The organism is Pseudomonas sp. Z3-6 (assembly GCF_051131985.1).
GTDB classification, from domain to species: domain Bacteria; phylum Pseudomonadota; class Gammaproteobacteria; order Pseudomonadales; family Pseudomonadaceae; genus Aquipseudomonas; species Aquipseudomonas zanjanensis.
Genome location: NZ_CP071644.1, coordinates 5,299,219 through 5,313,978, shown reverse-complemented (window position 1 = coordinate 5,313,978; position 14,760 = coordinate 5,299,219). Strand labels below are relative to the sequence as shown.

The 14,760-nt window shown below is 62.8% G+C and carries 16 protein-coding genes; 8 read left to right on the top strand and 8 right to left on the bottom strand.

Annotation, left to right across the window (positions count from 1 at the left end):
• Positions 1 to 68: 68 nt before the first annotated feature.
• The 3 genes from J3P88_RS22935 to J3P88_RS22925 form a co-directional block, all read right to left on the bottom strand.
• Positions 69 to 539, bottom strand: coding sequence for an RNA methyltransferase (locus tag J3P88_RS22935; protein ID WP_030141187.1), 471 nt, complete (start codon positions 537 to 539; stop codon positions 69 to 71).
• A 252-nt stretch (positions 540 to 791) separates the two neighbouring features.
• Positions 792 to 1,166 carry a YajD family HNH nuclease gene (locus tag J3P88_RS22930; protein ID WP_003184246.1) on the bottom strand — a complete coding sequence of 125 codons (375 nt, stop codon included), beginning with the start codon at positions 1,164 to 1,166 and terminating at the stop codon, positions 792 to 794.
• Positions 1,167 to 1,214: 48 nt separating this feature from the next.
• Positions 1,215 to 1,901, bottom strand: coding sequence for a spermidine synthase (locus J3P88_RS22925; protein WP_018607541.1), 687 nt, complete (start codon positions 1,899 to 1,901; stop codon positions 1,215 to 1,217).
• A gap of 73 nt (positions 1,902 to 1,974) precedes the next feature.
• Here J3P88_RS22925 and J3P88_RS22920 point away from each other — a divergent pair, with 73 nt between their 5' ends.
• Positions 1,975 to 2,262 (top strand): hypothetical protein, encoded by a 288-nt coding sequence (locus tag J3P88_RS22920; protein WP_207965389.1) that lies wholly within the window; start codon positions 1,975 to 1,977, stop codon positions 2,260 to 2,262.
• Between the two features lie 153 nt (positions 2,263 to 2,415).
• On the opposite strand, the gene J3P88_RS22915 is transcribed toward J3P88_RS22920, so the two are convergent.
• Complete coding sequence (locus J3P88_RS22915; RefSeq protein WP_014337065.1) at positions 2,416 to 2,889, bottom strand: cyclic nucleotide-binding domain-containing protein; 474 nt, start codon at positions 2,887 to 2,889, stop codon at positions 2,416 to 2,418.
• A 222-nt stretch (positions 2,890 to 3,111) separates the two neighbouring features.
• A complete protein-coding gene (locus J3P88_RS22910) occupies positions 3,112 to 5,166 on the bottom strand; it encodes a S9 family peptidase (RefSeq protein ID WP_434571797.1) in 2,055 nt (684 codons plus the stop codon).
• A 135-nt stretch (positions 5,167 to 5,301) separates the two neighbouring features.
• On the opposite strand from J3P88_RS22910, the gene J3P88_RS22905 reads away from it, so the two are divergent.
• The 7 genes from J3P88_RS22905 to J3P88_RS22875 all read left to right on the top strand — a co-directional run bounded on the left by J3P88_RS22905 (position 5,302) and on the right by J3P88_RS22875 (position 11,180).
• Positions 5,302 to 5,799, top strand: a complete 498-nt coding sequence (locus J3P88_RS22905) for an MFS transporter (RefSeq protein WP_250962775.1) — start codon at positions 5,302 to 5,304, stop codon at positions 5,797 to 5,799.
• A 32-nt stretch (positions 5,800 to 5,831) separates the two neighbouring features.
• Positions 5,832 to 6,608: a class II glutamine amidotransferase gene (locus J3P88_RS22900; protein ID WP_434571795.1), complete on the top strand. Its 777-nt coding sequence runs from the start codon at positions 5,832 to 5,834 to the stop codon at positions 6,606 to 6,608.
• Between the two features lie 12 nt (positions 6,609 to 6,620).
• Positions 6,621 to 7,163: a DUF2937 family protein gene (locus tag J3P88_RS22895; protein WP_039593345.1), complete on the top strand. Its 543-nt coding sequence runs from the start codon at positions 6,621 to 6,623 to the stop codon at positions 7,161 to 7,163.
• 283 nt (positions 7,164 to 7,446) lie between these two features.
• A complete protein-coding gene (locus tag J3P88_RS22890) occupies positions 7,447 to 8,733 on the top strand; it encodes an MFS transporter (protein WP_060738732.1) in 1,287 nt (428 codons plus the stop codon).
• 76 nt (positions 8,734 to 8,809) lie between these two features.
• Positions 8,810 to 9,562 (top strand): 5-oxoprolinase subunit PxpA, encoded by a 753-nt coding sequence (locus tag J3P88_RS22885; RefSeq protein WP_434571792.1) that lies wholly within the window; start codon positions 8,810 to 8,812, stop codon positions 9,560 to 9,562.
• The gene (pxpB, locus tag J3P88_RS22880) at positions 9,559 to 10,263 is read left to right on the top strand and encodes a 5-oxoprolinase subunit PxpB (protein ID WP_434571790.1); all 705 of its coding nucleotides are present in this window, start codon (positions 9,559 to 9,561) and stop codon (positions 10,261 to 10,263) included. Before J3P88_RS22885 ends, pxpB begins: the two co-directional genes overlap by 4 nt.
• Positions 10,260 to 11,180, top strand: coding sequence for a biotin-dependent carboxyltransferase family protein (locus J3P88_RS22875; protein WP_434571788.1), 921 nt, complete (start codon positions 10,260 to 10,262; stop codon positions 11,178 to 11,180). The genes pxpB and J3P88_RS22875 overlap by 4 nt, the downstream gene beginning before the upstream one ends.
• Before the next feature lie 106 nt (positions 11,181 to 11,286).
• On the opposite strand, the gene J3P88_RS22870 is transcribed toward J3P88_RS22875, so the two are convergent.
• From J3P88_RS22870 to J3P88_RS22860, 3 genes are all read right to left on the bottom strand, one after another.
• On the bottom strand, positions 11,287 to 12,465 hold the full coding sequence (locus J3P88_RS22870) for a vWA domain-containing protein (RefSeq protein WP_003198888.1): 1,179 nt from the start codon (positions 12,463 to 12,465) through the stop codon (positions 11,287 to 11,289).
• Positions 12,466 to 12,499: 34 nt separating this feature from the next.
• The gene (locus J3P88_RS22865; protein ID WP_186704583.1) at positions 12,500 to 13,345 is read right to left on the bottom strand and encodes an AAA family ATPase; all 846 of its coding nucleotides are present in this window, start codon (positions 13,343 to 13,345) and stop codon (positions 12,500 to 12,502) included.
• A 257-nt stretch (positions 13,346 to 13,602) separates the two neighbouring features.
• On the bottom strand, positions 13,603 to 14,679 hold the full coding sequence (locus J3P88_RS22860) for a DUF748 domain-containing protein (RefSeq protein WP_434571786.1): 1,077 nt from the start codon (positions 14,677 to 14,679) through the stop codon (positions 13,603 to 13,605).
• Positions 14,680 to 14,760: the final 81 nt, after the last annotated feature.

The following is a 14,760-nucleotide window of genomic DNA, read 5'->3' as shown; positions in this document are numbered from 1 at the left end:
CCAGTGTGGGGATTGGTATAAAGCTGACTGCCTGAGCGATTGCCTTGTTCAATCGAATATCGCACCGATCAGCGGAATTGCGGCCCCGAACGGGTGTTGTTGCCCTTGGCCATGCGGTCGTACAACACGACGTTGACGGTGGCGGCCAGGTTCATGCAGCCGTTGGTGGGGATATAGATCACGTCTTCGCACCAATCACGGATGTCCTTGTCCAGCGAGCCGTCTTCCGGGCCGAAGATGTACAGCGCCCGGTCCGGGTGGGTGTATTCGGGCAGTGGGCGAGCGCCTTCCACCAGCTCGACGGCCACTGGCACACAGCCCAGGGGCAGGATTTTCTTCAGGTCATCGATACCGATCAGCGGGATGTCGTAGTGGACTTTCTTGGTGTCGGTGACGAAGTCGGCAGCGCGCTCATAGCGCTTGCCGGTGTAGAACACCGACGCCACGCCGTAGCAACCGGCGGCACGCATGACCGAACCGACGTTTTCCGGAGACTTGGGGTTGAACAGACCGATGCAGCTATAGCGTTTGTTGGCCACGGGCGGGGTGCCTTTGGGGAAAAGGCGCGATTATACGGGGAATGGGGAAGGGTGGTCAGGTTCGAGATGTGTGGTGCATGGTCGGCCGCCTTCGCGAGCAGGCTCGCTCCCACAGTGCATTTTCGGCGTTCACAAAATCCTGTGGGAGCAAAGCTTGCTCGCGAAATAGGCGCCTCGGTTTCTGAAAGACCGCATCGGCTTCATCGCGGGCAAGCCTTGCTCCCACAAAAGCGGGGCTCGTCACTTGGCTGATTACTCGTCTTTCTTCATCAACCCAGCCAACGCGGCGAACGGGTTGTGGGTCGCCTTGGCAATCTTCGGGGTGCTCAGGGAGCCGTCGCCGAAGTACTGCTGGTCGGTGTAGCGCGAATGTTCGTTGTCGTGGCAGTACAGGCACAGCAGTTCCCAGTTGGAACCGTCCTGCGGATTGTTGTCATGGTTGTGGTCGCGGTGGTGAACGGTCAGTTCGCTCAGGCGCTTGCCGGAAAACTCACGGGCGCAGCGGCCACAGACATGGGGGTACATTTTCAGGGCTTTGTCGCGGTAGCCCATCTCCCGGTCGCGCTGGGCATCGGCGAGGATGCGGTCCAGCTTGGCGGTGTTGGACGGTGGCGTTGACGAACTCATGGGTTCACCTTCGTAGAAAAGACTGATGACGGTTGGACAGAGTTTAGCTCAGCCCTTGAGCTTCTCGGCAATCCAGATGGTGTGGCGAGTGCCTTTGTTGCCATGGGCGAACACTTGCACCTCTTCGGCCTTGAAACCGGCCTTCTTCAGCTTGTCGGAAAACTGCCGGTCAGCGCTGGCCGACCATACCGCCAGCACGCCCTTGGGCCGCAGGGCCTTGGCGCAAGCGGCCAGGCCACCGGCCGAATACAGCCAACTGTTGGCTTTCTGGGTCAGGCCTTCCGGGCCGTTATCGACATCGAGCATGATCGCGTCGAACCCCTGGGGTTCGGCTTGCAGCACCTTGGCCACGTCTTCCATGCGGATCACCGTGCGCGGGTCCGCCAGCGGCCGCCCGGCCTTTTCACCCAGGGGGCCACGGTTCCACTCGACCACGCCGGGCACCAGCTCGGCCACCACCACTTCGGCGGTCTTGCCCAGGTGCTTGAGGGCCGAGGCAAGGGTGAAGCCCATGCCGAGGCCGCCGATCAGCACGCGCGAGCCAGGACGGCCGGCGACCTTGCGGCAAGGAATCTCGGCCAGGGCGTCTTCGGAACCGTGCATGCGGGTGTTCATCAACTGCCCGCCATCGCCGCCCTGGATCTTGATGACGAAGTCTTCGCCGTACTCGAACAGGCACAGGGCACCGCCGTTGTCAGGAATGGGCGTGGTGTCGAGCAGAACGAAACGTTTCATGGAGATCTCGTAGGAGGGCAGACCGGCGCGGTAACGACTAGCCTTAAAGCAGACAATAGCCACGGAGCCATTGATGAAGTGCATCATTCTAACGGCCATTGCCCTGGCGGCGCTCTCAATAAGTTGCGCCCAGGCTCAACAACCGACGATTCCGGTCAACCCGCCGAGCATCCCCGGATCGCCGGGCACTGCCACGCCCATGCCGTATCCGCCGGTCACGCCTAACGGCGTGCCCAAGGCCGGCCCGGGAAATGGTGGGCCGCCCTTGCTGCCGCCGATCGAAATGCCCAAGCCGCCCAAGGACCAGCCGATACCGGGCATGGAGCCGAAGCCGGTGAAGGCCAAGTCGCCGGGGGGGTAGGACTGAGATCCTTTGGACAATGAAACCCTGTGGGAGCGGGCTTGCTCGCGAAGGCGGCGGATCAGTCAGCATTGATGTTGACTGGCACACCGCTTTCGCGAGCAAGCCCGCTCCCACAGGGGGTATGGTTGCCACAGGGGATTATGGCGGCTGTCAGACCTGCTGCGACAACAGCTGCCCATCGGCCATGCGCAGGCGCTTGGACAGGGAGACGGCGAGGGCGCGGATGATCTTGGCGGCGATCTTGGGGGCGTCGTTGAGCATTTTTTCCAAGGAGTCCTTGCCCAGGTTCAGCAACTGGCAATCGCTGGCGGCAATGCAACTGGCTGAGCGCCGTTCACCGTCGAGCACGGCCATTTCGCCGAAGGCCCGGCCGCTGCGCAGCGTGGCGATGGTCACGGGTTGGCCGTCGGGGCCGGTTTTCTGCACGGCCACTTGGCCGGTGTGGATGATGCACATGAAGCTGCCGGCATCGCCTTCGCGGAAAATCGCTTCGCCCTCGGCGATCGCGCTGATGCTGAAATAGCCCGACGCCGCGGCGAAGTCTACCGGTAGCAACTGGTCGAACAGGCCGCAGTCCATCAGCCAGTCGCGGATTTCTTTGTTCAGTAAGGTCGGTTCTGACATGTCGGCACGGTCTTTTTCTTGTCGTTTTCTGCGGTTCTTTGGATTGTCTTGAGTGCAAGGCGATCTCTTGTGGGAGCGGGCTTGCTCGCGAAGACGGTCGGTCATTCGACATCCAAGTTGAATGTCAGTCCGCTTTCGCGAGCAAGCCCGCTCCCACAATGGGGCAGCGTCATGTCTGAGCCTTGCGCATGCAGCTAAGACCCGGCCATCCCACAGAGTTCCTCAGACCCGCCCCAAAACCTTCAAGACAAATGCATATTCGAGCGCTACGTCACGTAATCCCTGGTAGCGCCCGCTCATTCCGCCGTGGCCGGCGCCCAGCTCGGTCTTGAGCAGCAGGGGGTTGTTGTCGGTCTTGGTGGCGCGCAATTTCGCCACCCACTTGGCCGCTTCCCAGTACTGCACGCGGCTGTCGTTGTAGCCAGCGATCACCAGCAGCGCCGGGTACGCCTGGGCGCTGACGTTTTCGTACGGGGCGTAGGCCCGGATCCGATCATAAACGTCCGGCTCCTCTGGATTGCCCCATTCGTCGTATTCGGTGACCGTCAGCGGCAAGTCCGGGTCGAGCATGGTGTTGAGCACATCGACGAACGGCACTTCGGCAATCGCCACCTTGAACAGCTCCGGGCGTTGGTTGAGCACCGCGCCGATCAGCAGGCCACCGGCACTGCCGCCGCTGATCGCCAGTTGCCCGGCGGTGGTGAAACCGTTGGCGATCAAATGTTCGGCGCAGGCGATGAAGTCGCCGAACGTGTTGTGCTTATGTTCCTGCTTGCCGGCGCGATACCAGGCTTCCCCCAGCTCGCCGCCGCCCCGTACGTGGGCGATGGCAAACGCCACGCCGCGGTCGAGCAGGCTCAGCCGCGAATGGGAAAACCACGGGTCGAGGCTTTCGCCATAGGCACCGTAGCCGTACAGGTACAGCGGCACCGGCCGGCCGAGGTCTTCGCGCCTGACCACCAGGCTGATGGGCACCTGGGTGCCGTCCGGCGCCGTGGCCCAGAGCCGCTGGCTGACATAGGCGTCGGCATCGAACGGCCCCAGCACAGGGGTTTGCTTGAGCACCACCTGGGCGCCGCTGGCCAGGTCCAACTGACGGATCTGCGCCGGACGGTTCAAGGCCTCGTAACGCAGGCGAATGCGATCGCTGATGAATTCCAGGCTGTTCTGCACATGCAGGCTGTAGGCCGCGTCCGGCAGTTGCACCCGATACGCCGGCAAACCCTGGGGATGCACCTCGATGATCGGCAGGCCGCCTTCGCGCAGGCTCAAGGTCATGGCCCCGGCGTTCAGGCTCAGGCCGTCGATCATCACCGTGTCGCTGTGGGGGATCAGGTTCTGCCAGTCGGCCTCGGTTGGTGCCACGCCGGTGTCGGCGGCCTGATACAGGGCGAAGTTGATCCCGTCGCGGTTACTGCGGATCAACCAGGTCCATTGACCATCGAGGAGGCCGTGGTCGACGTCGTATTCGTGGTTTTCCACCCGTGGTGCCAGGCAGGTGAAGGGCTGTTGCGGTTGCGCGGCGTCCAATACCCAGACTTCGCTGGTGGTCTTGCTCCCGAGGGACAGGATCAACTGCTTTTCCGAACTCGAACGATAGCAATGCAGGAAGAAACGTCCGTCCGGCTCATGGAACACTTCCTCGGCGGCCGTGCCGTCCAGGCGATAGCGCCAGAGCTTGTGGGGGCGGTGGGTGTCGTCCAGTTCGCCAAAAAACAGCGTCAGGCTGTCGTTGGCCCAGGTCATGCTGCCGTCGCAATTGTCGAAGGACAGTTCACTGACCTTGTCGTTGGACAATTCCTTCACGAACAGGGTGTAGATCTCGTCGCCCGTGGTGTCCAGGCTGTAGGCCAGGCGCTGGTGGTCGGGGCTGATGCTGAAGGCGCCCAGGGCAAAGAAACCGCCGCCGGCCAACGCGTTCGGGTCCAGCAGCAGTTGTTCGTGGCTTTCGTCCACGGTCAGGCTGTCGTCAGCCGGGCGCGGGCAACGGTAATGGCGTGGGTATTCGTCACCGGCGGTGGTGCGGGTGTAATACAGGTACGGGCCCCAGGGCGAGGGCAGCGACAGGTCGGTCTCGAGGATCCGGCCCTTGATTTCCTGGAACAGGGTTTCGCGCAGTTCGGCCTGATCGGCGAGTTGCGCCTCCTGGTAGCTGTTTTCCGCCTTGAGGTAGTCGAGCACGGCGTCGGTGTCGCGTTCCTGCAGCCAGGCGTACGGGTCAACACCGGCGTCCCTGCGGGCGATCGGGGCGTTGGAAACGTGGGCAGATAGGGACATGAAAGGCTCTCGAACGTTGTACGAAAAGGGACACGCGGCCTGGACAGAACCCACCGCCCAGGCCATTCGCCAGACGCCGGGGCAGCCTGACGCGCGAAAAGCCGTTACTATAAGCGCCTCTTTGCCTGCCTTGCCATGGACACCATGACCGAGAATGACTATCTGATCGCCTGGGGCCTCTACGCCTTCGCCGCCCTGGGCTGCCTGCTGGTGTGGATGCGGATGACGCGCTGGATGTGGCGCTGGTTGCGTGAACCGCTGCGCTTGCTGATGGCGGTGTTGCTGTTCAGCCCCACCGTCGTCGATCCGGTGAAGGACAAGGTTGCCCCGGCCCTGGCCATTGTCGCCCTGGACATCTTGTTCAAGGTCGGCAACAACGCCTGGCGGGCGGCGTCCGACCTGCTCATGTACGGCATGATCGCCTTCGGCCTCTACCTGGTGATCGTGCTGATCCGCTTCCCCATCGAGCGGGCCGCCAACGCGCGCAAGGAACGGGCTGCCGCCGCCAAAGCCGCCGCCGCGGCCGATGAGCCGGAGGACGAGCCACCGTTCGGCGTGGCCGGGGATGACCGTTACGGTCGCCCACCCGTGCCGAGCAACCCCCAGCGTTCGCGTATCGAACCGCGCCTGTAAGCAGGCCTGCCCCTTGAAGCGAGAGTTCGAGCATGTGTGAGTTACTGGGCATGAGCGCCAATGTGCCGACCGACATCGTGTTCAGCTTCACCGGGCTGATGCAGCGCGGCGGCAAGACCGGGCCGCACCGGGACGGCTGGGGCATCGCCTTCTATGAGGGCCGTGGCCTGCGCCTGTTCCAGGACCCGGCCGCCAGCAGCGAATCGGAGGTGGCGAACCTGGTGCAGCGTTATCCAATCAAGAGCGAAGTGGTGATCGGGCACATTCGCCAGGCCAACGTCGGCAAGGTCTGCCTGTCCAACACCCATCCGTTCGTGCGTGAGTTGTGGGGCCGCAACTGGTGTTTCGCCCACAACGGCCAGCTCGCCGATTTCCAGCCGGGCGCAAGCTTCTACCGCCCGGTGGGCGACACCGACAGCGAAGCGGCTTTCTGCGATCTGCTCAACCGCATGCGCCAGGCCTTCCCCGAACCGGTGGACGTGGAACAGTTGCTGCCGTCGTTGATCGAGGCCTGCACCGAATACCGCAGCAAAGGCGTGTTCAATTGCCTGCTCAGCGATGGCGACTGGCTGTTCTGCTATTGCTCGACCAAACTGGCCCAGATCACCCGTCGCGCGCCGTTCGGCCCGGCGCGGCTCAAGGATGTGGACGTGATTGTCGATTTCCAGGCGGAAACCACACCCAACGACGTGGTCACGGTGATCGCCACCGAACCCTTGACCGAAAACGAAACCTGGACCCGCTACGAACCGGGCCAATGGAGCCTGTGGCGACGCGGCGAATGCGTCAGCCAAGGCCGGACCGAATAAGGACGTCACGCTATGTTGCTCAGTTATCTACGGCTGGTGTTGTTCGCGGTGGGCCTGTTGGTTGGGGTCCAGGTGCCAGGGTTCATCAATGATTACGCCAAGCGGGTCGAGGCTCACCTGATCGAGGCGCAGACCGGCCTGCAAGGTTTCCAGGGCACCGCCAACCAATTTTTCAAGGGTGACATGCAGGCGCTGGTGGCCCATTACCGCGCCAGCGAAGACCCGATCTTTCGCAGCGATGCCGACAGCCTGAACACCTTGCTCGTGCGCCAGCAGGCCTTGGACAAGCAATTCCAGGCGATGCAAGGCCCGTGGTACATCCGCCTGCTGCAAGTGGCGCTGGCCGCCGATCCGGACATCCGCAAGGAAACCTGGAACGGCTACAGCTACCAGATCCTGCTGACCCCCGAAGCGATGATCTGGGGCATCAGCGGCGCGATGTTGCTGTCGTTCGGCCTGGAATGCCTGTTCCGCCTGATCGACTGGGTGGTGCTGGGCGGCAAGCGCCTGCGCCAGGGCCGGCCGATCGAAGAGCGTGACCTGCGCGGGCTCTGACTCGATGGTTCAGTGAGCTTCCTGTGGCGAGGGAGCTTGCTCCCGCTGGGCTGCGGAGCGGCCCCAAGATTTTGCGAGCGCTACGCACTCGAGCGGGAGCAAGCTCCCTCGCCACAAAAGCGGTCTGCCTTTGCGGGTGATGTGCTGCCCAATCAAATTTTTCTTATGACCCAGCCAAGGTTTTATTCGTTGGACGGGATCGGCCGCGCGCTCAAGAATCGGGGCAACGGTCTCCACGTCAGCGTCGTCGAGACTCACAACAATAAAACCGTGGAGAACCACCATGAGTGCACCCGACACGCTCGGCGTCCCCCAACCCCAGGCCCGTTCTGGCCCGTTCGATTGGTATCGCAACATCAACCAGCAGGAACGTCGCACCTTCTGGAGCTGCAAGATCGGTTACGCCCTGGACGGCATGGACACCCAGATGCTCAGTTTCGTGGTGCCGACCCTGATCGCGATGTGGGGCATCACCACCGGCCAGGCAGGCCTGATCCACACCAGCACCTTGATCGCGTCGGCCATTGGCGGCTGGGTGGCGGGTATTCTCTCGGACCGGATCGGTCGGGTGCGCACCTTGCAACTGACGGTGCTGTGGTTCGCGTTCTTCACCTTCCTGTGCGGCTTTGCCCAGAACTACGAGCAGCTGTTGATCGCCCGCACCTTGATGGGCTTCGGCTTTGGCGGCGAGTGGACCGCCGGTGCGGTGTTGATGGGCGAGGTGATCCGTGCCAAGGACCGCGGCAAGGCGGTGGGCATGGTGCAATCGGGTTGGGCGCTGGGCTGGGGCATGACGGCGATTCTGTATGCGCTACTGTTCTCGGTGTTGCCGCCGGAAGATGCCTGGCGCGCACTGTTCATCCTCGGCATCGTGCCGGCGGTGTTCGTGATTTTCGTCCGCCGGCTGGTCAAGGACCCGGAAGTCTATAACCAGACCAAGGCCCGGTTGACGCCGGAAAATCCCGCGAAGTTCTACGAGATTTTTGCCCCTGGCATCCTCTTCACCACCCTGCGTGCCTCGCTGCTGACCACCGGTGCCCTGGGCGGCTACTACGCCATCACGTCCTGGCTGCCGACGTTTCTCAAGAATGAACGGGGCTTGAGTGTATTGAGCACCGGTGGCTACCTGGCGATGGTGATCGTCGGTTCCTACGTGGGCTATGTCATCAGCGCGTACCTGTCGGACATCCTGGGACGAAAGAAGAACTTCGTTCTGTACGCTGTCGGCTCGTTCACCATCGTCCTGCTGTACACCCAGGTGCCGGTGAGCAATAACGTGATGCTGTGGTTGGGCTTTCCCCTGGGCTTTTTCGCTTCCGGGATGTTCAGCGGCATGGGCTCGTTCCTCACCGAGCTGTTTCCTACGCGCATCCGCGGTTCGGGCCAGGGCTTTTGCTACAACATTGGCCGGGCGGTGGCGGCATTGTTCCCGCTGTTGATCGGTATCTTGAGCCAGAAGGTGCCGCTGAGCGTGGGTATCGGCGCGTTCGCGGCGGTGTCCTACGGCGTGGTGATCCTCGCGGCCCTGAGCCTGCCGGAAACCCAAGGCAAGCAGTTGGAAGCCGAGTAACTGATACCCTGTGGGGGCCTGGGCTCCATGGCTTGGCCCCACAGTCAAAGAAGAAAAAACTACAGGAGCGTTCACCGTGAACCGCCTGCTACTGAATTGCGATATCGGCGAAAGCTTCGGCAGCTGGACCATGGGTCTGGACGCCGAGGTGATGCCCTTCATCGATTGCGCCAACATTGCCTGCGGCTTCCACGCTGGCGACCCGAGCATCATGCGCAAGACCGTCAGCCTGGCCCTGAGCCACGGCGTGCGGATCGGCGCGCACCCGGCCTATCAGGACCTGGCGGGCTTCGGCCGGCGTTCCATGGCCTATGGCGCCCAGGAGCTGCAGGACTTGCTGCACTACCAGATCGGCGCCCTCGACGGCATCTGCCGGGCCCAGGGCGGGCGAGTCAGCTACGTCAAGCCCCACGGGGCGATGTACAACGACATGATGGCCAACCCAGCGCAACTGCGCGCCGTGATCCAGGCCGTCGCGGCCTATGACCGGCAACTGCCGCTGATGCTCATGGCGACCCGGGACAACAGCGCCGCCCAGGCCCTGGGCGACGAGTACGGCCTGACCCTGTGGTTCGAGGCCTTTGCCGATCGGGCCTATGACAGTGCCGGTCGCCTGGTTTCGCGACAGGCACCGGGGGCGGTGCATCACGATCCCGAGGTCATCATCGGGCAGGCCCTGACCATCGCCCGTGGCGATGCGTTGACCGCCAGCGACGGCAGTGCCTTGCACCTCATGGCCAATACCTTGTGCGTGCACGGCGACAACGCCAGCTCCGTGGCGGCCGTGCAGCGCATCCGCGAAGCCCTGGACGGGCAGAGTGCGCCATGAAACCACGCGTGGAAGTGGTGGCGGTGGACTGCCTGATGGTGCGCCTGTTCGATGAGATCACCGAGGCCAACATGCCCTGGATGCTCGCCGCCAGCGAGCGCCTGCGAGCGGTGTTTGCCGAGCGTTTGATCGATCTGGTGCCGTCCTACACCACCTTGATGGTGCACTACGATTTGCTCGCCCTGAACCCGGTCCAGGCCCGCGATTTGATCGACGAGGCGCTGCATAACCTTTCACCGGATGCCCGCTCGACCGGCCAATGCCATGTGCTGCCGGTGTGGTACGACGTAAGCGTCGGGCCGGAGCTTGAGCTGTTGGCGAGTCGCAGCGGCTTGACGGTCGCCCAGGTGATCCGCCGCCACAGCGAACGGGAGTACCAGGTGTTTGCCCTGGGCTTCGCCCCCGGTTTCGCCTTCATGGGGCTGGTGGACGAAGAACTGGCCGCCCCGCGCCTCGACACGCCACGCAAGCGCGTGGCAGCGGGCAGCGTCGGTATTGCCGAGCGTCAGACCGCGGCGTATCCAGTGGTTTCGCCCGGCGGTTGGAACCTGATCGGGCGCACCCCGGCCAAACTGTTCGATCGTGAGCGTGACGGCTACAGCCTGATGCAGCCGGGGGACACGGTACGTTTTGCCGCCGTGGACCACGCCGAATTCATCGCCCTGGGTGGCGACGACACACCGTTGGAGGCCCAGGCATGAGCCGGTTGTTGATCGAGGCCAGCACCCCGCTGTGCCTGTTACAGGACGCCGGCCGTTTCGGCGTGAGACACCTGGGCGTGACCCAGGGCGGCGCGGCGGATTGGTTGTCGATGGCCTGGGCCAATTGGATGCTGGGCAATGACCTGGACGCGGCGGTGGTGGAGATTACCCTCGGCGGCTTTACCGTGGTGGCCGACGAGGATTGCGTGCTGGCGCTGGCCGGGGCTGACCTGGGCGCGCGGATAGACGGCCAGGGCGTGGCATCGTGGCGTTTCTTCAGCTTGCGCAAAGGCCAGGTCCTGGCGCTCACCCAGCCTGTGCTCGGTGCCCGGGCCTACTTGGCGGCCCCAGGTGGGTTCAATGCGCCTACGGTGCTGGGCAGCCGGGCGACGGTGGTCCGTGAGGAACTCGGTGGCCTGGATGGGCGGGGGCGGGCGCTGAGTCGCGGTGAACACTTGAGCTATTCAGGCACGCCGACGCCGCGGCCCATGCCCCACACGCGGATTCCGGATTTCCAGCAAGCGCAGCCGCTGGACCTGATCCTCGGTGCGCAGAATGGCGCGTTCAGTGGGCGCAGCCTGTTCGATGCATTCAACACTGCGTGGACGCTGGACAGTCGCGCCGACCGCATGGGCATGCGCTTGCTGGGCACGGCGTTGGAATATCAGGGGCCGGCGATGATTTCCGAGGGCATTCCCCTCGGTGCCGTGCAGGTGCCACCGGACGGCCAGCCGATCGTGTTGCTCAACGACCGACAAACCATCGGTGGTTATCCACGCCTGGGGGCGTTGACGCCGCTGTCCCTGGCCCGGCTGGCGCAATGCCTGCCCGGGGCGCAGGTGCGGTTGCGGCCGGTGGTGCAGGAGGTTGCGCATGGGCAGCAGGTTGAATGCCTGCGGGGGCTGTCAAACCGCTAAAAGCTTCGCGAGCAAGCCCGCTCCCACACTGGATCTGTGTCGCACAGGAGATCCCTTGTGGGAGCGGGCTTGCTCGCGAAGAGGCCCTTACAGGCACCGGAAGACTTTACTTGGAAAGAAACCGCATCCCTTCCTCCAACCCCCGCAACGTCAGCGGATACATCCGGTCCTCCACCAACTCGCGCACGATGTTGGTCGAGGCGGTGTAGCCCCAGGTGTCCTTGGGGTACGGGTTGATCCAGATGAGTTTCTTGTACTTCTCCATGAAGCGCTGCATCCACACATAACCGGCTTCTTCGTTCCAGTGCTCGACGCTGCCGCCGGCCTGGGTGATTTCATAAGGCGCCATGGCGGCGTCGCCGATGAAGATCACTTTGTAGTCGGCACCGTACTTGTGCAGCAAATCCTGGGTCGAGGTGCGCTCCGAGGTGCGGCGCAGGTTGTTCTTCCACACCGATTCGTAGACGAAGTTGTGGAAGTAGAAATACTCCAAGTGCTTGAACTCGGTCTTGCAGGCCGAGAACAGTTCTTCACAGATCTTCACGTGGGCATCCATCGAGCCACCGATGTCGAACAGCAACAACAGCTTGACGGTGTTGCGTCGCTCCGGGCGCATCTGGATGTTCAAGAGGCCGGCGTCCCGGGCGGTGTGATCGATGGTGCCGTCGATGTCCAGCTCTTCGGCCGCGCCCTGGCGGGCGAACTTGCGCAGGCGGCGCAGGGCGATCTTGATGTTGCGGGTGCCCAATTCCACCTGGTCATCGAGGTTCTTGTATTCGCGCTGGTCCCAGACCTTTACGGCCTTGCCCTGGCGCTTGCCGGCGTCGCCGACCCGGATGCCCTCGGGGTTGAAACCGCCGGAGCCGAACGGGCTAGTGCCGCCGGTGCCGATCCACTTGTTGCCGCCGGCATGGCGTTCCTTCTGTTCTTCCAGGCGTTTCTTGAATTCTTCGATCAGCTTGTCCAGGCCACCGAGGGACTGGATCTGCGCCCGTTCCTCGTCGGTCAGCGAACGCTCGAATTCCTTGCGCAACCAGTCTTCGGGAATCAGCGCCTGGAGGTGATCGTCGAGCTTCTCCAAACCGTTGAAGTAGGCGGCGAAGGCCCGGTCGAACTTGTCGAAATGCCGTTCGTCCTTCACCAGGATCGCCCGGGACAGGTAATAGAACTCGTCCATGTCGGCGAAGATCACCCGCTGTTTCAGCGCGTTGATCAGGTCCAGCAGTTCACGCACCGACACGGGCACCTTGGCGGCGCGCATCTCATTGAACAGGTTAAGCAGCATGGCAATCGCCCTCGCTCTTGTTAAACGAAGAGGATCAGCGGGTGCCGCGACGGCTCATGAACGCCAGGCGCTCGAGCAGTTGCACGTCTTGTTCGTTTTTCACCAGGGCGCCGGCCAGCGGCGGAATGGCCTTGGTCGGATCACGCTCGCGCAGCACCGCTTCGCCGATGTTGTCGGCCATCAGCAGCTTGAGCCAGTCCACCAGTTCGGAGGTGGAAGGTTTTTTCTTCAGGCCCGGCACCTTGCGCACGTCGAAGAACACGTCCAGCGCTTCGCTGACCAGGTCCTTCTTGATGTTTGGGTAATGCACATCGACGATTTTCTGCAGGGTGACGCGGTCGGGGAACGCGATGTAGTGGAAGAAGCAGCGGCGCAGGAAGGCGTCCGGCAGTTCCTTTTCGTTGTTGGAGGTAATGATGATGATCGGGCGCTGCTTGGCCTTGATGGTTTCGTCGGTCTCGTAGACGTAGAACTCCATCTTGTCGAGCTCTTGTAGCAGGTCGTTGGGGAACTCGATGTCGGCCTTGTCGATTTCGTCGATCAGCAGGATCACCCGCTCCTCGGACTCGAACGCTTCCCAGAGCTTGCCCTTCTTCAGGTAGTTGCGCACGTCGTGGACCTTGTCCACGCCCAACTGTGAGTCCCGCAGGCGGCTGACCGCGTCGTACTCGTACAAGCCCTGGTGGGCCTTGGTGGTGGACTTGATGTGCCAGGTGATCAGGCGCGCGCCGAAGGACTCGGCCAATTGCTCGGCCAGCATGGTTTTGCCGGTGCCTGGTTCGCCCTTGACCAGCAACGGCCGCTCCAAGGTGATGGCGGCGTTCACGGCCAGTTTCAGGTCATCGGTGGCCACGTAGGCGCTGGTGCCTTCGAACTTCATCTGCAATTTCCTCGAACGTGTCGCCGGCCCGGCGAGGCGGGGCGCGCGAAATAAATATCGTGCCCGACTATAACGCGAGGCCGCGCCGACTGTGAACGCAGACGCTGTATTCAGTCTCTGAATGGGGCGTCACATGTTGACTCAGTCTTGTGGCGAGGGAGCTTGCTCCCGCTCGAGTGCGCAGCGCTCGCAGGCTTTTTAGGGCCGCTTCGCGGCCCAGCGGGAGCAAGCTCCCTCGCCACTAAAAGCCGCAAATCTCAATCCTTCGAAGGCGGTGGCTGTTCATAACGGGCATTGAAGGCCTGGACGAAACCGTTGCGCAGGATCTGCAGGAAGGCTTCGAAGGCGCTGATGTCCTGCTGGTGAACATTGCCGCTGAGTTCCACCCGGGTGGCAAACTGGTTCTTGCGCTGGTTCTTGAGGGCCGTTTCGCCGGTCCCGACCAGCGCTTCCCAGACCGAGCGGAAGATGTTCTTGTTCTGGTTTTCCACGTCCTGCTGCCAGTCGAATACGTCGACATCCCGCAGCAATGGCTTGATATAGCCGCTGAGCTTGGCGTTATCGGCTTCAGCCTCGATCACCAGGTCGCCGTGGCCGGCATTGAAATCGAACTTGCCATAGGCGGCGGCAAAATCGTTGAGGCGCTTGAGTTCGATGTTCCTGGCCCGCAGGCGGAAATCGAAATCCTCGAAGTCGCTCAAGGGGTCGAAGGTAGCCTGCATTTCCAGGGGCGCATGCTCGGCCACCAGGGCCTTGCCTTCGAAGCGGGCGTCGCGCTTGCCTTCGGTGTCGACCACGTTGGTCAGGTTATAGAAGCTGGCGTTGACGTCGGTGGCCCGCAGGTTGACCGGCGGCTTGGAATTGAAATTGCGAAAGGTGACCTTGCCCTCCCGGATGCGCACTTCGTTGAAGGTGATGGGCAGCAGTTTTTCCAGTTGCTGGCGCCAGTTGGTGCCCTGGCCGGTCTGGGAGTTCTGCCGGTTGGCCCCGCCGTCGACGAAGTTCACTTCGGGGCGGGTGAACTCCACCTCGGACACCACCGCATGGTCGTACCACAGCGAGTGCCAGCTCACCGACAGGTCCACCAGTGGCGCGTTGACGAACGGCACCGGGACCTTGCCGTCGACCTTGACGATTTCCAGGCCGTTGATCCGGTAGGCACCGCGCCACAGGGCCAAGTCCACGTCGGCGATCTGGCCGCGATAATCGCCCATGTCGGCCAGTTTATCGTTCAGGTAGTCGCGTACCAGGTAAGGCAGGGCGAAATGCAGGGCCACCAGCACCGCGACGAGGGTGGCGAAAACCCACAGTGGCCAGCGGTATCGACGCTTCATGTCTGTCAGTCTCCAGCGTTTGTTGGGGGAGCGCCTCCTAATGCCATTGACTGTCGCAACAACGGGAACGTTCGGTGCAAC